19 protein-coding genes are annotated in these 21600 nt (G+C 41.5%); 17 read left to right on the top strand and 2 right to left on the bottom strand.

The window, feature by feature from the left end:
• Positions 1 to 60: 60 nt before the first annotated feature.
• The 8 genes from O3605_RS02055 (at position 61) to O3605_RS02020 (ending at position 10133) form a co-directional block, all read left to right on the top strand.
• Positions 61 to 1533: a helicase HerA-like domain-containing protein gene (locus O3605_RS02055; RefSeq protein ID WP_371585154.1), complete on the top strand. Its 1473-nt coding sequence runs from the start codon at positions 61 to 63 to the stop codon at positions 1531 to 1533.
• A gap of 98 nt (positions 1534 to 1631) precedes the next feature.
• Positions 1632 to 2699 carry a serine hydrolase gene (locus tag O3605_RS02050; RefSeq protein ID WP_195487050.1) on the top strand — a complete coding sequence of 356 codons (1068 nt, stop codon included), beginning with the start codon at positions 1632 to 1634 and terminating at the stop codon, positions 2697 to 2699.
• Between the two features lie 159 nt (positions 2700 to 2858).
• Positions 2859 to 3548: a Crp/Fnr family transcriptional regulator gene (locus O3605_RS02045; RefSeq protein WP_024056304.1), complete on the top strand. Its 690-nt coding sequence runs from the start codon at positions 2859 to 2861 to the stop codon at positions 3546 to 3548.
• Between the two features lie 237 nt (positions 3549 to 3785).
• The gene (gene arcA / locus O3605_RS02040; protein ID WP_371585153.1) at positions 3786 to 5015 is read left to right on the top strand and encodes an arginine deiminase; all 1230 of its coding nucleotides are present in this window, start codon (positions 3786 to 3788) and stop codon (positions 5013 to 5015) included.
• Positions 5016 to 5098: 83 nt separating this feature from the next.
• Positions 5099 to 6115 (top strand): ornithine carbamoyltransferase, encoded by a 1017-nt coding sequence (gene argF / locus O3605_RS02035; protein WP_155168925.1) that lies wholly within the window; start codon positions 5099 to 5101, stop codon positions 6113 to 6115.
• A gap of 85 nt (positions 6116 to 6200) precedes the next feature.
• Positions 6201 to 7145, top strand: a complete 945-nt coding sequence (arcC, locus tag O3605_RS02030) for a carbamate kinase (RefSeq protein WP_070673829.1) — start codon at positions 6201 to 6203, stop codon at positions 7143 to 7145.
• Between the two features lie 124 nt (positions 7146 to 7269).
• Positions 7270 to 8781, top strand: a complete 1512-nt coding sequence (locus tag O3605_RS02025) for a YfcC family protein (RefSeq protein WP_049514056.1) — start codon at positions 7270 to 7272, stop codon at positions 8779 to 8781.
• Positions 8782 to 8798: 17 nt separating this feature from the next.
• Positions 8799 to 10133: a dipeptidase gene (locus tag O3605_RS02020; RefSeq protein WP_272106476.1), complete on the top strand. Its 1335-nt coding sequence runs from the start codon at positions 8799 to 8801 to the stop codon at positions 10131 to 10133.
• Between the two features lie 29 nt (positions 10134 to 10162).
• Here the strand turns inward: O3605_RS02020 and O3605_RS02015 are convergent, their stop codons facing one another.
• Together O3605_RS02015 and queA are read right to left on the bottom strand one after the other, a co-directional pair.
• The gene (locus O3605_RS02015) at positions 10163 to 10633 is read right to left on the bottom strand and encodes an arginine repressor (RefSeq protein ID WP_003006364.1); all 471 of its coding nucleotides are present in this window, start codon (positions 10631 to 10633) and stop codon (positions 10163 to 10165) included.
• An 11-nt stretch (positions 10634 to 10644) separates the two neighbouring features.
• Positions 10645 to 11673: a tRNA preQ1(34) S-adenosylmethionine ribosyltransferase-isomerase QueA gene (gene queA / locus O3605_RS02010; RefSeq protein WP_003006367.1), complete on the bottom strand. Its 1029-nt coding sequence runs from the start codon at positions 11671 to 11673 to the stop codon at positions 10645 to 10647.
• 307 nt (positions 11674 to 11980) lie between these two features.
• Here queA and O3605_RS02005 point away from each other — a divergent pair, with 307 nt between their 5' ends.
• The 9 genes from O3605_RS02005 (at position 11981) to O3605_RS01965 (ending at position 21591) form a co-directional block, all read left to right on the top strand.
• Entirely contained in the window at positions 11981 to 12688 is a 708-nt protein-coding gene (locus O3605_RS02005; RefSeq protein WP_004219627.1) for a glucosamine-6-phosphate deaminase, read from the top strand.
• A 188-nt stretch (positions 12689 to 12876) separates the two neighbouring features.
• Positions 12877 to 14223, top strand: a complete 1347-nt coding sequence (locus O3605_RS02000) for a DUF1958 domain-containing protein (RefSeq protein WP_049490513.1) — start codon at positions 12877 to 12879, stop codon at positions 14221 to 14223.
• Between the two features lie 70 nt (positions 14224 to 14293).
• Positions 14294 to 15466, top strand: coding sequence for an MFS transporter (locus O3605_RS01995; protein WP_023917667.1), 1173 nt, complete (start codon positions 14294 to 14296; stop codon positions 15464 to 15466).
• A 167-nt stretch (positions 15467 to 15633) separates the two neighbouring features.
• The gene (locus O3605_RS01990; protein ID WP_070666260.1) at positions 15634 to 16215 is read left to right on the top strand and encodes an LptM family lipoprotein; all 582 of its coding nucleotides are present in this window, start codon (positions 15634 to 15636) and stop codon (positions 16213 to 16215) included.
• A gap of 73 nt (positions 16216 to 16288) precedes the next feature.
• Positions 16289 to 17239, top strand: coding sequence for a competence protein CoiA family protein (locus O3605_RS01985; RefSeq protein WP_371585152.1), 951 nt, complete (start codon positions 16289 to 16291; stop codon positions 17237 to 17239).
• A gap of 72 nt (positions 17240 to 17311) precedes the next feature.
• Positions 17312 to 19114 carry an oligoendopeptidase F gene (pepF, locus tag O3605_RS01980; RefSeq protein WP_070505789.1) on the top strand — a complete coding sequence of 601 codons (1803 nt, stop codon included), beginning with the start codon at positions 17312 to 17314 and terminating at the stop codon, positions 19112 to 19114.
• A 1-nt stretch (position 19115) separates the two neighbouring features.
• Complete coding sequence (locus tag O3605_RS01975; protein WP_003006390.1) at positions 19116 to 19835, top strand: O-methyltransferase; 720 nt, start codon at positions 19116 to 19118, stop codon at positions 19833 to 19835.
• Positions 19836 to 19907: 72 nt separating this feature from the next.
• Positions 19908 to 20852: a peptidylprolyl isomerase PrsA gene (prsA, locus tag O3605_RS01970; RefSeq protein WP_070505787.1), complete on the top strand. Its 945-nt coding sequence runs from the start codon at positions 19908 to 19910 to the stop codon at positions 20850 to 20852.
• A 253-nt stretch (positions 20853 to 21105) separates the two neighbouring features.
• On the top strand, positions 21106 to 21591 hold the full coding sequence (locus O3605_RS01965; RefSeq protein ID WP_070505785.1) for an LURP-one-related/scramblase family protein: 486 nt from the start codon (positions 21106 to 21108) through the stop codon (positions 21589 to 21591).
• The last annotated feature ends 9 nt before the right edge of the window (positions 21592 to 21600 follow it).

Raw genomic sequence — 21600 nt, 5'->3', positions numbered from 1 at the left:
GCCTAGGCAAGGAAAAGATGACCGTTAAAATGAAAACTGAAACATTCAGGGAGAAATGAAATGACTAGTATTACCATTACCAAAGGAGCAGTTGAGACGCCTATCTATTTACGGATGTTGAATCGTCATGGCTTAATTGCAGGAGCAACAGGGACAGGGAAAACAGTTACCCTCAAGGTCCTCACAGAAAAATTAAGCAAAGAGGGCATTCCGGTCTTTCTAGCTGATATCAAGGGAGATTTATCTGGTTTAGCCAAAGCGGGACAATGGACTCCAAAACTGGAAGAACGCTACAAACTGCTTGGTCTCACAGATCCGTTTGAGCCGCAAGCCTTCCCTGTTCGATTGTGGGATGTCTTTGGCCAAGCTGGTCATCCTGTTCGTGCGACTGTCGAAGGAATGGGGTCATTGCTTCTTTCTCGTCTGCTTGATTTGAATGAAACTCAATCAGGAATTCTTGCAATTGTCTTTAAAGTGGCTCAAGAGAAAGATTGGCCCTTGATTGATTTGAAGGACCTGCAAAGCCTTTTAAAGGAAGTCTATGAACACAGCTCGGACTATTCTGCCCAATATGGTAATATCACCAAACAATCTGTCGGTGCGATCCAAAGAAGCCTCTTGGTTCTTGAAGAAGAAGGAGCGGATCAGTTTTTCGGAGAGACTGCACTTGATTTAAATGACTTTATGCAACTCGATGCATCAGGGCGTGGGTATATCAATATCCTTTCGGCTACAAAGCTCTTTCATTCACCAAAATTGTATTCAACCTTTTTAATTTGGATGTTGTCTCGTCTCTTTGAAACACTTCCCGAGGTTGGGGATCCCGAAAAGCCAAAACTGGTTTTCTTCTTTGATGAAGCCCATCTCCTCTTTAAGGATGCAAGCAAGCTCTTTCTTGAGAAGGTCGAGCAAGTCGTGCGCCTGATTCGTTCTAAGGGTGTAGGGATTTACTTTATTACCCAAAATCCTCAAGATCTACCAGAATCTGTTTTGGCACAGCTTGGAAATCGTGTACAACATGCTCTTCGAGCTTATACACCAAAAGAAATGAAGGCCATCAAGGTGGCTGCCCAAAGTTTTCGTCCGAATCCAGACTTTGATACAGAAACAGTGATCACAGAATTAGGGACAGGGGAAGCCTTGGTTTCTTTCCTGAATGAGAAGGGGCAACCTAGTGTTGTTGAGCGTGCTTATATTCTCTCTCCTCAATCGAGTTTTGACCTCTTAAATGAAAGTGAACAATTGGCCTTAATCACGACATCGCCTTTCCATCAAAAGTATGCGACGACGATTGATCGGGAATCTGCCTATGAAAAATTAGCAGCTAAAGCAAGCAAGGAAGCACAAGAAGAGGAGAAAAAAGAAGCAGAAAAAGAACGAGCTGCGACGGAAAAAGCAGAGCAAAAACGCAGTCCAGGTCGCCCAAGAAAATCCAGTCTTGAAAAAGCTAAGGATTCCTTCTTGAGTTCCTTATTCCGGACGATTGCGCGTGAGATCGCTAAGCTAATTATGGGCTCCTTTAAACGAAAATAAGCCTTTGATGAAAAGAAATAATCTTTTTAAAAAGAAATCGTTTTCTATTTCTGATAATTCTTGTTATTTTCAGTAGAATCTTTTATAATTAATCTCGTATGAAAAAATATTTTAATCTACGCTCGATCATGATTGCGATCAGTATTCTATTGTGCTTAGGGGGAACAAGCGCACTGGGCTACTTGCATGTTACGCAACCAACAGCATCAGCAATTGAAAAAAAAGAAAAGAAAACAAAAGAAGCAAAAGAAAAAGATATAGAAAAGTCTACGCCTGAGACGAAAAAACCACGTGTCAAATCTCCTGAAGCCAAGCAAGCAGTGGTCGATGCAGACATGGAAACGATGAGTGCTTATGGCCTTGTCTATGATTATGCTAATAAGGGGTTGGTAGAGGTTGTCCAGGATTTCCTAGCGGAAAGTGGAATTGATCCGTCACAAGTTGCCTTCACGTATCGCAATGCCATTACAGGAGAGCAATTTGCTATGAATGATCTTCAACCAATGACGGCAGGAAGTACCTATAAGCTACCGTTGAACATGTTGGTGGTGGATGAGGTCACAAAGGGGAAACTCAATTTAACAGATCGGTTTGACATTAACAATACCTACTATGAATATGTAGGGGAACATGACAATTACGTTGCTGCCTTTGATGGAGCCATGTCTATCCCTGATATGCAACGCTATTCATTAGTTTACTCTGAAAATACCCCAGCCTATGCCTTGGCAGATCGTTTAGGGGGAATGGAGCAAGCGCGCAAGTTATTCAGTCGCTATGGTCAATCTCGCTCACCAGAAGTCAAAACCTTTAGCGAAGATAATAAAACGACAACGGATTATTATATCCATGTCTTGCAATATCTTTGGAATCATCAAGAAAAATATGCAGATTTGTTGGAATTGATTGGGGAATCTTTCCCAGGTGAGTACTATAAGAAATTCTTGCCAGATTTGGTCATTCAACAAAAACCGGGCTATGTTGCGGAAGCGCTCAATGTGGATGCCATTGTCCATGAATCGACCCCTTATTTGGTTGCCATCTATACTGCAGGACTGGGTGGAACGACCCCAGAAAGTTCTGAAATCAGTGGTGTTGGTCTTTATCAGTTGGGAGAACTAGCTTATGTCATCAATGAATGGCATCGTGTCAATATGAATGAATAATCGACAGAAGGTCTGAGGGTTGCTCAGGCCTTTTATTCTATCAAAGTAGGATGAAATTCACTTGGTGTTTCGAATTACTTTTCTGTTCTAAAGAGACTTCTTTCCCTTTTCTATAAAAAGTATGTTATACTACTAATAGTAATAAGAGGAAGTATAGACATGATTACAAAGGAAGATTACCAGTTGCTCCGCTCGCATCCAGCCTTTTCTGCGCTACCAGTGGAGCTATTTGATAAATTAGCTGTTGAAATTCATGCCAGGGATATCCCTAAAGGACAAATTTTATTTTATGCAGGAGATAGGCGGGAGCGCATTTTTCTTCTGACAAAAGGCTTTGCTCGTATTGAGCAATTTGATTCGTCTGACCAATTCTCCTATATGGATTATATTAAGAAGGGGGCTCTGTTCCCTTATGGTGGGATGTTCCAGGATGAGCGTTACCACTATACAGCTAGTGCGGTGACGGATTTGCGTTGTTTCGTGATTCCCGTCAACCTCTATGAATTATATGCCCAAGAGAGTAAGGAGCAGTTGCTCTTTATTATGAGAAAGCTCTCCTCCATCCTAGAATTTCAAGAGTTGCGCTTGCGCAATGTCGTGACAGCTAGTGCCAGTGAGCGCGTGATTCAATCCTTAGCCATTCTGTGCAAGGACTATGAAGGTCTAGGAAATCAGCTTCCATTTCCAATTAGTATGAAGGAAATGGCCAAATTAGCAGCCACAACCCGAGAAACCGTCAATCAAGTTTTAAAGAAACTCATTGATTCTCATAAGATCCAGTATGAGAGAAAACAACTAACTTTTCTAGATACAGCCTACTTTTTAAAGAGTTTTGAAGAGATCAACTAATTTGTTGATCTTTTTATATTTTTTACAAAAAAATATATATTCATAAAAATAATATAAAAGACAAAATATGCAAAGAAAACGCTTCATATTGAATAAAATATAGACAACATTCAAAAAAACACAAAATTCTTTGCATTCGAAAAGTAGAATCCTTCGTGAAAGCGGTACCAATAAAGGATATAATAACAATTGTAATAAAGCTTGTGAACAGGCTCAAAGAAAAAAGGAGGATGACAGATGTCAACTAAACCAATTCATGTTTTCTCTGAAATTGGAAAACTGAAAAAAGTAATGTTGCACCGTCCAGGTAAAGAGTTGGAAAACTTGATGCCTGACTATCTAGAGCGTCTTCTTTTTGATGATATTCCATTCTTGGAAGATGCACAAAAAGAACACGACAATTTTGCTCAAGCGCTTCGTAACGAAGGAATCGAAGTACTTTATCTTGAAAAATTGGCAGCTGAGTCATTGACTACTCCAGAAATTCGCGAACAATTCATCGAAGAATATCTTGATGAAGCAAACATTCGTGGACGCCAAACTAAAAACGCTATTCGCGAAATCCTTCGTGGTATTGAAGACAACCAAGAGTTGGTTGAAAAAACAATGGCTGGTTTCCAAAAAGCTGAGCTTCCAGAAATTCCTGAAGCTGACAAAGGATTGACAGACCTTGTTGAATCTGACTATCCATTTGCGATTGATCCAATGCCAAACTTGTACTTCACACGTGACCCATTTGCTACAATTGGTAATGCAGTATCATTGAACCACATGTACGCAGATACACGTAACCGTGAAACTTTGTATGGTAAATACATCTTCAAATACCACCCAGTTTATGGTGGAAAAGTTGAACTTGTCTACAACCGTGAAGAAGATACTCGTATCGAAGGTGGAGATGAGTTGGTGCTTTCTAAAGATGTATTGGCAGTTGGTATCTCACAACGTACAGATGCTGCATCAATCGAAAAATTGTTGGTAAACATCTTCAAGAAGAACGTTGGCTTCAAGAAAGTATTGGCCTTCGAATTTGCGAACAACCGTAAATTCATGCACTTGGATACAGTATTCACAATGGTGGACTACGATAAATTCACAATCCACCCAGAAATCCAAGGGAACCTTCGCGTCTTCTCTGTAACCTATGAAAATGAAGCATTGAAGATTGTTGAAGAAAAAGGTGATTTGGCTGAATTGCTTGCTGAAAACCTTGGTGTTGAAAAAGTTACATTGATCCCTTGTGGTGATGGCAATGTAGTTGCTGCTGCTCGTGAACAATGGAACGACGGTTCAAATACTCTTACAATCGCACCGGGTGTGGTAGTCGTATACGACCGTAACACAGTCACAAACAAGAAATTAGAAGAATACGGACTTCGTTTGATCAAGATCCGCGGAAGTGAATTGGTTCGCGGTCGTGGTGGACCTCGTTGTATGTCAATGCCATTTGAACGTGAAGAAATCTAATGTAGAAGACCGAGAGCTGGTCTTGAGGGATCAGCTCTTCCTTCTTACTGATCAATACTAGAAAGAAATAGGAGACAATTAGAATGACAAATTCAGTGTTCCAAGGACGTAGCTTCTTGGCAGAAAAAGACTTTACACGCGCAGAGTTAGAATACCTCATCGGACTTTCAGCTCACTTGAAAGACCTTAAAAAACGCAACATCCAACACCACTATCTTGCTGGAAAAAACATTGCGCTTTTGTTTGAAAAAACTTCAACTCGTACTCGTGCTGCCTTCACAACAGCAGCTATCGACCTTGGTGCTCACCCAGAATACCTAGGTGCAAACGACATCCAACTTGGTAAAAAAGAATCTACAGAAGATACTGCTAAAGTTCTTGGACGTATGTTTGACGGTATTGAATTCCGTGGTTTCAGCCAACGTATGGTTGAAGAATTGGCTGAATTCTCAGGTGTTCCAGTATGGAATGGTTTGACTGACGAATGGCACCCAACTCAAATGCTTGCAGACTACTTGACTGTTCAAGAAAACTTTGGACGCCTTGAAGGTTTGACACTTGTGTACTGTGGTGACGGACGTAACAACGTTGCAAACAGCCTTCTTGTAACAGGTGCTATCCTTGGTGTGAACGTACACATCTTCTCACCAAAGGAACTCTTCCCAGAACAAGAAATTGTTGAATTGGCAGAAGGATTTGCAAAAGAAAGTGGCGCTCATATCTTGATCACTGAAGATGCTGACGAAGCTGTGAAAGGTGCAGACGTACTTTACACTGACGTTTGGGTATCAATGGGTGAAGAAGACAAATTTGCAGAACGTGTTGCCCTTTTGAAACCTTACCAAGTAAATATGGATTTGATTAAGAAAGCTGATAACGAAGACTTGATCTTCTTGCACTGCTTGCCAGCCTTCCACGATACAAACACTGTTTACGGTAAAGATGTTGCTGAAAAATTCGGCGTAGAAGAAATGGAAGTTACTGACGAAGTGTTCCGCAGCAAATATGCTCGTCACTTTGACCAAGCTGAAAACCGTATGCACACCATCAAAGCGGTTATGGCAGCTACTCTTGGTAACTTGTACATTCCAAAAGTTTAAGACTTTATAACCGTATACCAACAGCTATAGGGGCTGGACTGCTAGCTTTAGTCCTGCCCCTATTTTTTATAGAAAGGGAAAATTCATGTCAAGAAAAATCGTCGTTGCTTTGGGAGGAAATGCTATTCTCTCATCTGATCCTTCTGCGCAAGCTCAACAAGAAGCACTTGTAGAAACAGCTAAACACTTAGTTAAATTAATCAAAAATGGGGATGAGTTGATAATCACTCACGGAAATGGTCCTCAAGTAGGGAACCTCTTACTCCAACACTTGGCTGCAAATTCTGAAAAGAACCCAGCTTTCCCACTTGATTCACTAGTTGCTATGACCGAAGGAAGCATTGGCTACTGGCTTCAAAATGCTCTTCAAAATGCTCTTCTTGAAGAAGGAATTGAAAAAGATGTGGCTTCTGTTGTGACACAAGTCGTTGTTGATAAGAACGACCCAGCTTTTGTTAACCTCAGTAAACCAATTGGTCCATTCTACTCAGAAGAAGAAGCAAAAGCAGAAGCTGAAAAATCAGGTGCAACCTTCAAAGAAGATGCTGGTCGTGGCTGGCGTAAAGTTGTGGCTTCACCAAAACCAGTGGATATCAAAGAAATCAATACAATTCGTACTTTGTTGAACGACGGTCAAGTCGTTGTAGCTGCCGGTGGTGGCGGTATCCCGGTTGTGAAAGAAGCAGATGGTAGCCTATCTGGTGTTGAAGCGGTAATCGATAAAGACTTCGCATCTCAACGTTTGGCTGAATTGGTAGAAGCAGACCTCTTCATCGTCTTGACTGGTGTCGATTATGTCTTTGTCAACTACAACAAACCAGACCAAGCGAAATTGGAACATGTGAATGTAGCTCAATTGGAAGAGTACATCAAACAAGACCAATTTGCACCAGGAAGCATGCTTCCTAAAGTAGAAGCTGCCATTGCCTTTGTAAATGGTCGTCCAGAAGGAAAAGCAGTCATCACTTCACTTGAAAACCTTGGCGCTTTGATTGAGTCTGAAAGTGGAACAATCATCCAAAAAGACTAATGGAAAATTAGGAAAAAACTAGTATTTTAAAGCTTATTGTGATAGAATAAGTCTATAGGTAAGCGTTTTACAAGAGACTCTTGTAAAACATCACTCACACTTTGTTGCGTTAGGAGGAAGACAAATGAGTGAAAAAACGAAAAAAGGATTTAAGATGCCTTCATCTTTTTCCGTATTGTTGATCATCATTGCCATTATGGCAGTGTTAACTTGGATCATTCCAGCTGGTCAATACAAAGTTGATAAAGCTGGTGCCATCATCGCAGGTAGTTATGAATCTGTGAAACAAAACCCTCAAGGGATTTGGGATGTCCTGATGGCTCCAATCAATGCCATGCTTGGTAAAGCACCAACCAGTGCAGCGATTGACGTAGCCTTCTTCATCTTGATGGTCGGTGGTTTCCTTGGAGTTGTGAACGAAACAGGTACCCTTGATGTAGGGATTGCTTCTATCGTTCGTAAATACAAAGGCCGTGAAAAAATGTTGATCTTGATCTTGATGCCATTGTTTGCCCTTGGTGGTACAACTTATGGTATGGGTGAAGAAACTATGGCCTTCTATCCACTTCTTGTTCCTGTTATGATGTCTGTTGGTTTTGACAGCTTGACAGGGGTGGCTATTATCCTCTTAGGATCACAAATCGGATGTTTGGCGTCAACATTGAACCCATTTGCAACAGTTATCGCTTCTGATACTGCAGGTATCTCAAGTGCTTCAGGTCTCTTGCTCCGTGTTATCTTCTGGATCGTATTGACAGGACTTAGCACCTACTATGTATACCGTTATGCAGATAAGGTTCAAAAAGACCCAACCAAATCTCTCACCTATGCAACTCGTGAAGAAGATTTGAAACACTTCAACGTTGATAGTGGTGAAGAAATTCCTTCACAAATGAACAAGAAACAAAAACGTGTCTTGCTCGTCTTCATTTCAACATTCGTCATCATGGTTGCTGGATTTATCCCATTCAAAGATTTGGGTATTACATTCTTTGACAGCTTCAACGAATCTCTCCATAAAGTTCCTTACCTTGGTCAATTGATCGGTAACACAGATGCTCTTGGTACATGGTACTTCCCTCAAACAGCTATGCTCTTTGCCTTCATGGGAATCCTTGTTGGTATCATTTATGGCTTGAAAGAAGATAAGATTATTTCATCCTTCATGAATGGTGCAGCTGACCTCTTGAGTGTTGCTCTTATCGTAGCAGTAGCACGTGGTATCCAAGTCATCATGAACGACGGTATGATCACTGCAACAATTCTTCACTGGGGTGAAGAAGGACTGAAAGGTCTTTCATCTCAATTGTTCATTGTCTTGACTTACATTTTCTACTTGCCAATGTCATTCTTGATCCCATCATCATCTGGTCTTGCCAGCGCAACAATGGGTATCATGGCACCTCTTGGTAAATTCGTCAATGTACCAGGTAGCTTGATTGTTACAGCTTACCAATCTGCATCTGGTGTCTTGAACTTGATCGCACCAACTTCAGGTATCGTAATGGGAGCTCTTGCTCTTGGACGTGTTGACTTGAGTGCATGGTGGAAATTCATGGGTAAATTGGTCGTAGCGATTGTTGTGATTACTATTGCCCTTCTTCTACTAGGAACTGTGGTTCCATTCTTGCAATAGAATAAAGTAGGTGTTTCATGAAAAAAAGAATTAAGGACGATGTGAAAGAGCAGTTTTTAAACTCTCTTCAAACCATCATTTCTTACCCTTCTGTGTTAAATGAAGGGGAAAATGGAACACCGTTTGGACAAGCTATCCAAGATGTCCTAGAAAAAACCTTAGAGCTTGCTCAAGAATTAGGTTTTCAAACATATATAGATCCTGAAGGATACTATGGATATGCAGAGATCGGTCAGGGGGAGGAACTCCTGGCCGTTCTTTGTCACTTGGATGTTGTTCCAGCCGGTGATCTAAAAGATTGGCAAACGCCACCCTTTGAAGCGACTGTTGTCGGTGACTATCTAGTAGGTCGTGGTGTACAGGATGATAAGGGGCCGTCACTCGCTGCCCTCTATGCAGTTAAGAGTTTGCTGGATGATGGCGTCCAGTTTACCAAACGAATCCGCTTTATCTTTGGGACGGATGAAGAAACCTTGTGGCGGTGTATGAACCGCTACAATCAAATTGAAGAACAAGCGGATCTTGGGTTTGCACCGGATTCTTCTTTCCCATTAACCTATGCTGAAAAAGGCTTGTTACAAGTGAAATTGCATGGCCCAGGTTGGGATGATCTTCCTTTACAGGCTGGTCAGGCCCTCAATGTTGTTCCAGATAAAGCGACCTATGCAGGTCATCGTTTAGAAGAATTGCTTCCCGTTTTGGATCAAAGTGGGGTTCAGTATAGCCAAACAGAAGATTCTGTAATGGTTATGGGAGTTTCAAAGCACTCCAAAGATGCAGCCGAAGGAGTGAATGCCATTGTCGGTTTAGCGGAAAGTCTGTCCCTCATCCAACCCCACCCAGCCTTGCTCTTTATTGCAGATGCTGTTGGTGAGGATGCAACTGGAGAAGCCCTATTTGGAAAAATTACAGATGAACCAAGTGGGGATCTTTCCTTCAACCTTGCGACCCTTGTGATCGATCAAGAGCAATCGGAAATTGGAATTGATATTCGAATTCCAGTCCTTGTAGATAAGGAGAATTTAGTGGCTCGTCTGCAAGAAATTGCGGCTAGCTATCAGTTAGAGTATGAAGAATTTGACTATTTGGCTCCTTTATATGTACCGCTAGATAGTCCTTTAGTCAGCTCTTTGATGGCCGTTTACCAGGAAGAAACTGGGGATAGGACACCAGCCATGTCTTCAGGTGGTGCGACATTTGCGCGAACTATGGAAAACTGTGTAGCTTTCGGCGCTCTTTTCCCAGGTGCAGAACAGACCGAGCACCAGGCCAATGAACGAGCAAAAATTGACGATCTCTACGCTGCGATGGAAATCTATCGAGAAGCCATTCAGCGCCTAGCGACAAAATAAAAAGTTTGGAAACCAAGTTTCCAAACTTTTTATTTACTAAAGAAGAAGGGTGGGGTGAATTCTTTTAATTTTTCAAAACAATCCAAAGCTCCTTGGTTGTCTTCGCAGATGACCAAACAGACATCGTCTCCGCAGATGGTCGCTACAATTTCTTGGAGTTCCAATGCATCTAAGATCGCTCCAAAGGATTGGGCAAGACCTGGAAGAGTTTTTACAACGACCTGGTTTTGAACGGGCCGTAACATAACTAAGGCATCTTCCATATACATCCGCAGGCGCTTTTCCCAACGGGAAGGAGCGATGGTGTTCATGGCATAGTAGGAACTATCCCCCTCGTTAATTTTTACTAGATTCAAGGATTTGACATCCCGTGAAAGGGTAGACTGGGTAACGAGAACGCCATTAGCTTCTAAGGCTTCTTGAAGTTCTTGTTGGGTATGAATCCTACGCTCAGAAATGATAGAGCGGATCAAGCGGTGGCGACTTTCAATTTTATTCATGAGAGACTCCTTTACTTGATGAACATAGCATCCCCAAAACTGAAGAATCGGTAGCGTTCTTGAATCGCATGGTGGTATGCTTCGAGGGTTAATTCACGGCCGGCAAAGGCAGAAACCAACATGACCAGAGTTGATTTTGGAAGGTGGAAGTTGGTTGAAAAGGCATCGACGACTTTCCATTCATAACCAGGCTTGATAAAAATATTGGTCCAGCCTGAATCAGCTTGGATGTCTCCATCAAATTTGTTGCCAATCGTTTCAAGAGTTCGGATAGAAGTCGTTCCGACGGCTACGATGCGTTTCCCTGCAGCTTTTACCTGACGAAGGGTAGCAGCGGCCTCTTCAGAAAGTTGGTAGAATTCAGAGTGCATCTCATGGTCTTCAAGATTGTCCACAGATACTGGACGGAAGGTTCCTAGGCCCACATGAAGGGTCAAATAGACCAGGTGAACCCCTTTTGCTTCAATTTTTTGGAGCAATTCTTGGGTGAAATGAAGACCTGCCGTCGGAGCTGCAGCAGAACCATTTTCTTTGGCGTAAACGGTTTGGTAACGCTCGCGGTCAGCCAGTTTTTCATGGATATAGGGAGGAAGTGGCATTTCACCAAGGCTTTCCAAGACTTCTAAAAAGATCCCTTGGTAGTGGAAGCGAACGATGCGCCCTCCATGCTCCAATTCTTCCTCAACCGTTGCAGTCAAACGACCATCTCCGAAGCTGACTGTGGCCCCTACTTTTAAGCGTTTTGCAGGTTTTGCCAAGACTTCCCAACAGTCATCTTGAGTATTTTTAAGGAGAAGGAATTCGACGTGACCACCTGTTTCTGGTTTGACCCCATGAAGGCGGGCTGGTAGAACGCGCGTATTGTTCATGACAAGAGCATCTCCTGGCTCCAATTCATCCAAAATTGCATCAAAATGACGGTCTTGGAATTGCCCTGTTTTTCGATCGAGGATCAAGAGTTTAGAGGCATCTCGTTTTTCAAGAGGGGTTTGAGCAATCAGTTCTTCAGGCAAATCAAAGTCAAAGTCGTTGGTATTCATTTGCGCTCCTTTTATAATAAATTTGTGAGTAGATAGATGGTAGTCCCGACAGCTAAGAGCATCAGGCTGATTCCCATCAAAAAGATCAGGACCTTGAGAATCTTTCTTTGATGAATCAAGAAAGATAAGAGAAAGACAAGGAGTCCGATCAAAAAAATGATGAATAATAGTGATACAATCATACCTTTCATTATATCACGAATCGACTTGAAAATGAAAAAAATGCCAGAAAAAGATAGCGGTTTCACTTGACAAAAATTGGTCTATACCATATAATAAAAGCATAGAGAAATAGGAGGTCTATCCAATGAAAATTATTGAAGTAAAGGACCAAATTGAGGGTGGAAAAGTTGCCTTTGATATATTAAAAGAAACCTTAAAGGAAGGTGCTCAAACCTTAGGTCTTGCGACTGGAAGCAGTCCCCTTGAGTTTTATAAACAAATTCGTGAAAGTGATTTGGACTTATCTAATCTAATCAGTGTAAACTTAGATGAATACGTAGGGTTGACGGGAGATGATCCTCAATCTTATCGGTATTTCATGGAGAAAAATCTCTTTGATGCCAAACCATTCAAAGAAAGTTATCTCCCATCAGGTGTAGAAGAATCTGCCGATCAGGAAGTGATCCGTTATAACAAAATACTCGAAGACCATCCAGTGGACCTACAAATCTTGGGAATCGGACGCAATGGGCATATCGGTTTTAATGAGCCAGGGACATCCTTTGATAGTCAGACCCACTTAGTTCAGTTGGATGACTCTACCATTGAGGCTAATTCTCGTTTCTTTGATAAGATCGAAGATGTACCAACCCAAGCCATTTCGATGGGAATTGCTAATATCTTAGCAGCGAAATCGATTGTCTTGTTTGCCTATGGGGAATCAAAAGCCCAAGCAATCAAAGGTACAGTAGAGGGTGAAAGGACTGAAAAAGTGCCAGCTAGTGCCCTTCAAGGACATCCAAATGTGACCATTATTGCGGATAAGGAAGCCTTGAGCTTGTTAAGTCGATAAAAAACAGGACCTATCGCCGATTTATTCGGGCCAGATAGGTTTTTTTCTGCTTCAAAATATGGTACAATACAAGTAATTATCTGCTGGGATTAGCTCTTTTCATCTACTGGGAGACAAGAGGAAAGGGCATGAGGGCTAGAAGCTTATTTTAGCCTCCAGCTGATTAGTCTGTTATAAAGGAAAAGTTTATGATAAAAAAATATTTGATCCATATTTGCCTCCTTCTGAGTCTCTTATGCCAGCCAATTCTAGCGAGTGCGGATGAATTGGTGGATATGGCGCAAAAGATGTATCCAAATGACAATGTCCAAGCCATTAACCGTCCACATTCTTCGCTTATTATTGACGGAAATACGGGCAATGTTCTTTGGAAAGACAATATCGATGAAGTCAGAGATCCTGCCAGCATGAGTAAGCTCATGACGCTCTATCTCTTGTTTGAAGATATGGCAAATGGCAAGATCAGTAAGGATACAGTGATCAAGGCGACCGCTTCAGACCAAGCGATCGGAAAGATCTATGAGATCTCCAACAATAATATTGTTGCTGGGGTAGACTACACCATTCCTGAGTTGATTACCATGACAGTGGTTCCATCCTCAAATGTATCGACCCTCATGTTGGCCAATCTCATGTCCAACAATGATCCAGATGCCTTTATCGAGCGCATGAATGCCAAGGCTAAGGAATTAGGGATGACCAATACGGTCTGGAATAACCCGAGTGGGGCAGCCATCTCCACCTTGCAGGGCTACTATCAGGTCAACAATTATCCAAATGATGCGGCCAACCAGACAACTGCGCGTGATTTAGGGATTCTGGTTTATCATTTTATCAATCAATACCCAGATATTTTAAACTATACCAATCAAGCACAAGTCACGGTCAAAAAAGGGACTCCATATGAGGAAACCTTTGATACCTACAATTATTCATTGCCAGGAGCCAAGTATGCCTTGAAAGGTGTGGATGGTTTGAAAACTGGTTCAAGCCCTCGTGGAGCTTTCAACTATATCGCGACCATCAAACGGGGCAATCAGCGCTTAATTGCTGTCATTATGGGCGTAGGAGATTGGGCAGACCAAGATGGGGAATATTACCGTCACCCGTTTGGCAATGCCTTGATCGAAAAAGCCTATAAAGATTTTGGCTATAAAAAATTGCTAGATGCAGGTGTCCAGAAGATTGACGGCAAGACCTATACACTTGAAAAACCCTTCTATGCAACGGTCAAAAAAGGTGCTAAAGAACCGACCCTTGCGGTAAAAGATGGCTATCTGACAGTAGATAATGATCTCTACACGTTGTCTGAAGGTATCCGAGATGATATGAAGGTAGAAGAAGGGGCCAAGCCAGAGCTTGTCAAAGAAACAGCAAGTGGGAAAAAGACAACGGCTAAGCACAGTAAATGGCTTTCGCTGGATCACTTCCTGATCTTGATTCCAATTCTCATTCTTGTCATCATTCTCTCGATTGAAAAACAAAGTCGTGAGAGACGCAAAAAAGAGGCTCAAAAGCGCTATAATAAAGAGTAAAATAAAACCTAACTGATTGTCAGTTGGGTTTTGTCATTGTCTCATTCCGATATTTTTAGAAAGGATTCATATGAAAAAATTCCGAAATTCTTATGCGGCTTATATGTTGCTCTATAGTTTTTATTTTATGTCCACATCTCTCTTTACGACCCTCATTTCCGTCTATTTGATGGGAAAGCACTATAGTGCAACCCAAGTGTCGACCTTGGTATCGGTTGCTTTTTTCTTATCCATGGTAGCCCAACCCTTCTTTGGTTATATCAATGAGCGATTTGGAATCGTAAAAATGACGACCCTCAGTCTGAGTGTGATCATTGGTGGTGTCTTCGGTTTTCTTTGGGCCCCCAATCTCTTTTGGCTGACCGTTTTTTACGGAATTGTTCTAGTCTGTTTGAATGGGACAGCTCCCATGATGGAAGTTTTTGCAACGCAAAGTCCATACGCTTTTGGGAAGATTCGCGTTTGGGGAACCATTGGCTACTCGGTCGGTGTTCAAATAGCCGGCTGGGTCTATCATCAGTTTAGCCCCCAAGCTGTCTATTATACGGTTTTGATCACCATTGTACTCAGCATTTTCTGTCTAAGTGCCGTTCGGATGAAGACAAGAGAGAAAAAAGAAGAAAAGGTTAAAGAGCCAGTTTCTATTCGTCCCCTTCTTCACAATGGACCTTACCTCTTCTTTATCATTTTGATTGGCTTGGCTTCAGGGGTTGGAAATATTGGTCATACCTATATTCCTGAGCTACTCATGGATAGTGGTCTACCAGTTCATATTGCCTCAACAGTTGTGGCTATCTCCGTCGTAGTGGAAGCTCCCTTGATCTTTTTCTCTGATCGATTCATGGACCACTGGCCTTTACGGGTTTTGATCGCTCTTCCAATCGGGATTATTTTTGCTCAATATGTTGTCTACGCTCTTCCAAGTCCTGTCTTCTTAAAAGTGCTTTTGACTCTTTTAGCCAAGCATACAACAGGGATGGTTTTGATTATGGTCTCCTTACGGTTTATTGCCCAACAGGTGAATGGCAAAGACTTGGTTCTTGCCATGGCTATTGTCCAAGGAGCTCGTTATTTAGGAACCATTCTTTTACAACCTCTCGCAGCCCTCTGTATTGAAAGAGGTGGTTACCAAGTCATGAGTTTCTTTTTAGCAGGGGTTGTAGGGATCGTCTTTTTGCTGAGCTTTGCCTTAAAAATGCCCCAAGGGAAGGCTCACGGCCTTTTTAGTGGCAAAGTAGACTAATAAAATTGTCACAATTGTATGACTAATCATCGAGGAGTTGGACAGAAACACTGATTTCACAGTGTTTTGTCCAACTTTTTTGCTATTATTAAGAACTAGTGATTAATTTGACAATCAAAGTATTCGATGGTAGAATGAGGTAAAATAAATATAAAGGAGACCATTTTATGAAAAAAATGATCTTATCGACAGCTGCTCTTTTGACGATTGTTTCCCTAGCTGCTTGTTCAAACAAACAAGACACAAAGAAGGAAACTTCAAACAGTCAATCAACTACTAAAGTGACGAGCAAATCTGCCAACACTTCAAAAAGCAAGGATACTTCAACAGATTCAGAAGAGACTTCATCTTCTAGCCTCTTAACAGACGCTGAAATCAGCAAGGCTAAAACAGTTGGAGACTTTAAAAAGTTGTTTGCAAAATTAATGGATCAATCTGTTTCTATTACTGAAGAAGCAGGTACTTCTGTGACAGGTTCTGCAAAAGAACAATACGATGCAATGATTAGTACCTTAAAGCAAGGATTAGAAAACCAAAAAGATATCTTTAATGAAGGCTTGGAAAGCATCGGTTCAGATAGCACAGTCGTTCCTAAAGAAGACCGTGAAGCTTTGATCGAAATCTTGAAAGATGCTCGTGAAGAGTTGGAAAGCACTCGTAAAGAAATGAAAGATATGCAGAAAGAATTGAGTAAATCTCCTGTTGCAGATGACGACAGTGATGATTCAGATTCAGATTCTGAAGAATAAAAAGAAGAAAAGGTTGGAATTTCCAGCCTTTTTCTTATTTTTTTTCGAATGATATAGATGAGGAGGTGGGTCTATGTTTATTGCCATGGATAACAATCAAAAGCGGTGGAACTGTATGGAAGAGATCCCAGCTGTGACAGAAGGGCCCTTCTATTGTCTAGCATGTCATAGTCCAGTGCGTCTAAAAAATGGCACGGTAATGCGGGCTCATTTTGCTCATGTAGAATTACAGCATTGTCCCTATCATCACGAAGCTGAGAGTTTTGAACATCTGGAATTGAAAGCTTGTCTTTATAACTGGGCCTCTAAGGAGTCTAAAACAGAGGTAGAAAGTTATTTAGCAGATTTTCAACAAATTGCTGATCTTTTGGTAGTAGACAAGAATTTAGCTTTGGAAGTGCAGTGCAGCTCCTTATCTTTAGAGCGCTTGAAGGAGAGAAGCGGTGCTTATCGATCCCATGGTTACCAGGTCTATTGGTTGCTTGGTAAAAAGTTGTGGCTCAAGGAAAGACTAACAAAGCTACAGGCTGGCTTTCTTTATTTTAGTCAGAATCGCGGGTTCCATCTTTGGGAATTGGATCTAACAAAGAAAGAGCTACGTTTGCAATACCTCATCCATGAGGATTTACGAGGGCGGTTGCATTATCAAACAGAAATTTTCCCTTTTGGTCAAAGGTCTTTACTGGAAGTCTTGCGGACCCCTTATCTCTCGCAACCAATGCAGCATATGGCAGTCGAGCTCGATCGGACATTTTTAACCTATATACAGCAGCAACTCTTTTATCGTCACCCAAAGTGGCTGAAGCTTCAGGAAGAACTCTATTTGCAGGGACACCATCTGATGGAACTGGGGCTGGCTTTCTTTTATCCTCTTTGTCGTCCGATCCTTTCACAGAATTTGCTTCAAATTGAAGAGGATGTAGAAGATTACTACCAGCAATTTATGAGCTATTATCAGTCGCAAGGGATCCAACCTGTTCAGATCCTTTATCCCCCACGTTTTTATGCTCAACAGAAAAGCTAACTTTCTAAGATAGAAATCCTCCCGAAATGTTCATTTTTATGCTAAAATAGTACCATTGGAGGATTAATTGAAATGGTAAAACAACGTAATGAAATTGATGAAAAATACCAGTGGGATTTGTCGACAATTTTTGCGACAGATCAAGCTTGGGAAGAAGAAGCAGCTAGCTTAGCTGCAGATATTAAAGCAGCAAGCCACTATGCTGGTCACTTGTTGGATTCAGCGCAAACACTTTTGGATACAACCAATGCTTATTTGGAATTGAGCCGTCGTTTGGAAAAGGTCTACGTCTATGCTCATATGAAAAATGACCAAGATACACGTGTGGCTAAATACCAAGAGTACCAATCAAAAGGGATGTCTCTTTATAGCTTGTTAGGCGAAACCTTTGCCTTCTATGAGCCTGAATTCATGGCCATTACGGATGAGCAGTACAAGGCCTTTGTGAGTGAGGTTCCAGCCTTGGAACAATATGGTCATTATTTTGATCGTTTGCTAGAGAAAAAAGAACATGTCTTGTCTCAAAAAGAAGAGGAATTACTTGCAGGAGCTGGTGAGATCTTTGCAGCTGGTGGTGAAACTTTTGAAATCTTGGACAATGCAGATATTGTTTTCCCAACTGTGCATGATGACAAGGGCGAAGAGGTTCAATTAACCCATGGAAACTATATTTCTTTGGTAGAATCAAAAGATCGTGCCGTTCGTAAAGAAGCTTACGAAGGTCTCTATAAGGTTTATGAACAGTATCAACATACCTATGCTAAAACCTTGCAAACCAATGTGAAAGTTCACAACTTTAATGCCAAAGTTCGCAAATTCTCGTCTGCCCGTGAAGCGGCCCTTTCTGAAAACTTTGTACCAGAAAGTGTTTATGATAGCTTGGTAGCAGCTGTGAACAAACACTTGCCACTCTTGCAACGCTATGTGCAATTGCGCTCAAAAATTCTAGGAATCTCAGACTTGAAGATGTACGATATGTATACGCCATTATCCGATACAGACTACAAGTTTACCTATGAAGAATCGTTGGCCAAAGCAGAAGAAGTCTTGGCTGTTTTGGGTGAGGACTACCTTTCTCGTGTGAAACGTGCCTTTAGCGAACGGTGGATTGATGTGCATGTCAACCAAGGGAAACGCTCGGGTGCCTATTCAGGTGGTTCTTATGATACCAATGCCTTCATGTTGTTGAACTGGCAAGATACATTGGATAATCTCTTCACCTTGGTGCATGAAACTGGTCATAGTATGCATTCTAGCTATACCCGTGAAACCCAGCCTTATGTCTATGGGGACTATTCCATCTTCCTTGCTGAAATTGCCTCTACAACCAATGAAAATATCCTAACCGAACGTCTGTTAGAAGAAGTAGAAGACGATGCGACACGCTTTGCTATTTTGAATCACTTCTTGGATGGCTTCCGTGGAACGGTCTTCCGTCAAACCCAGTTTGCCGAATTTGAGCATGCCATTCATAAAGCAGACCAAGAAGGTACGGTATTGACTAGTGAGTTCTTGAACAACCTCTATGCAGAGCTCAATGAAAAATACTATGGTCTCTCAAAAGATGATAACCCTGAGATCCAATATGAATGGGCTCGAATTCCTCACTTCTACTATAACTACTACGTCTTCCAATATTCAACTGGTTTTGCTGCAGCTTCGGCTTTAGCTGAAAAAATCGTTCATGGAACTCAGGAAGATCGTGATAAATATATCGACTACTTGAAGGCTGGAAACTCTGACTATCCACTCAACGTCATCCGTAAAGCAGGTGTGGATATGGAAAAAGAAGACTACTTGGACGCAGCCTTTGCGGTCTTTGAACGTCGGTTGAATGAATTTGAAGCCCTAGTAGAAAAATTAGGACTCGCATAAGATGGTAGAGTCTTATAGTAAAAATGCCAACCACAATATGCGCCGGCCAGTGGTTAAAGACGAGATCGTTGACTTTATGCGCACGCGTCAAAAACCGGTAGCAGGTGCCTTGGAGGAGTTAGAAGCATTCGCCCGCAAGGAAAATATTCCGATTATTCCGCATGAAACGGTAGCTTACTTTAGACTACTCCTGCAAGCCCTACAACCAAAGAAAATCCTGGAAATTGGGACAGCAATTGGATTTTCAGCGCTCTTAATGGCTGAAAATGCTCCCGATGCACAAATTACCACTATTGATCGGAATGAAGAGATGATTGGCTTTGCTAAGGAAAATCTGGCTAAATACGATCAGAGAAAACAAATCACCTTGCTTGAAGGAGATGCAGTAGATGTTTTGCAGGATTTGACAGAGACCTATGACTTTGTCTTTATGGACTCTGCTAAGTCTAAGTACATCGTCTTTTTACCACGAATTCTCGAACTCTTGGAGGTTGGGGGAGTCGTGGTATTGGATGATATTTTCCAAGGAGGAGATGTTGCCAAGGACATCATGGAAGTGCGTCGTGGGCAACGAACCATTTACCGGGGGCTTCAAAATCTCTTTCATGCGACTCTCAATCATCCAGATTTGACCGCTAGTTTGGTGCCACTTGGAGATGGTATTTTGATGATTCGGAAAAATGCAGAGACGGTAACCTTGCCAGATCCTAGCTCTTTTTAGGTAAATTTAAGGTATTCTCTCTAATTTGTGGTAAAATAGAATAAGTTTAAAAAGGAACGGAGAATAATTTTCATGAAGAAAAAACTTGTAGCAGGTGCTGTGACCTTGCTATCAGTCGTAACACTAGCAGCGTGTGCCAATGGCACAAACAAAGATATCGTGACCATGAAAGGGGACACGATTACAGTTTCTGATTTCTATGATGAAATCAAAACCAACCAAGGTGCTCAACAAGTTCTTTTCCAAATGACCATCAATAAAGTCTTTGAAAAAGAATATGGATCAAAGGTTTCTGATAAAGAAGTCGATAAAGAATTGGCTAAACAAAAGAAACAATTAGGCAAACAATTCGATGCATACTTGGCGCAACAAGGCTTGACGGAAGAAACAGCGAAGAAACAAATCCGTAGCAATATGTTGTTGGAATATGCAGTCAACCAAGCTGCTAAGAAAGATATCAAAGAGTCTGACTACAAGTCGGCTTTTGAATCTTACACACCAGAAGTGACAGCACAAATTATCAAGTTGGATTCAGAAGATAAAGCAAAAGAAGTGTTGGAAGCAGCTAAAGCGGAAGGTGCAGACTTTGCCCAAATCGCCAAAGACAATTCAACAGATACTGCTACAAAAGACAAAGGTGGCGAAGTCAAGTTCGATTCAGGAACAGCAGATATTCCATCTCAAGTCAAAGAAGCTGCCTTTAAGTTGGATGAGAACGGCATTTCAGATGTGATCACAGTTTCAGCAGGTCAAAACTATTCTGCTAGCTACTATATTGTCAAATTGAATAAGAAGACAGAAAAAGGTTCTGACTGGAAGAAATACGAAAAACGTTTGAAAGAGATCATTGTTAACGGTCGTAAGCAAGATACCAACTACATCCGTAGCATTATTGCAAAAGCGATGACCAATGCCAATATCAAGGTCAAAGATGATGCCTTCAAATCAACCTTCAACCAATATTTGCAAAATATCGGTGTTCAAACGAGCGATAGCAGTTCATCATCTAAAAAATAGTTGACGGTTCCTTTTGGAACTTGTATAATGAAATAGTTGAGAATAAATCATTGTTACTCGGAATCAGAGAAGTGGCGGGGGTGCGAGCCATGGAAGAGAAATGATTTTGCTACTCGGCTGAGACAATTGCATACAAAATGAAGAATGACAAGTTCATTGAATGAAGGTGGTACCGCGGTTTTTCGCCCTTCGTTTAGTGGCTTGTCTTTTGTTTATGGGCAGTTGTCTGGAGCTTTTTAAAGGAGATCAAAAGATGCGAACCTATCAAGTGAAACAAAAATTTCGATTGGGTGGCGAGCGGTTCGATATCAAAGATGAGTTGGGAAATGTTGAGTACCAGGTTGAGGGATCTTTTCTTAAGATTCCCAAGACTTTTACCATCTATGATAAGAATGGACAAGAAGTGAGCCACATTACTAAAAAAACAATCAGCCTTCTTCCCAAATTTGTGGTTGAGTTGAAGGATGGGGACCGCTTTTTTATCAATAAAAAACTGACGCTCTTTAGAGACAAATACGATATCGAAGATTTGGGGCTTCGGGTGCAGGGAAATATCTGGGACCTGGAATTCAAATTGTTCGATGATCGGGATCAAATCGTCGCTGAGATTAGCAAAGAACTCTTTCATCTAACCTCTACCTATCAAGTATCGGTTTATGAGGATGAATACGCTGATTTAGTCATCTCACTGTGTGTCGCCATCGATTATGTCGAAATGTTAGAAGCTAGCGCAAATTAATCTTAAAAA

This window comes from Streptococcus sp. 27098_8_99 (genome assembly GCF_041431935.1).
GTDB lineage: Bacteria > Bacillota > Bacilli > Lactobacillales > Streptococcaceae > Streptococcus > Streptococcus parasanguinis_D.
This window is presented reverse-complemented; position numbering and strand designations above follow the sequence as displayed.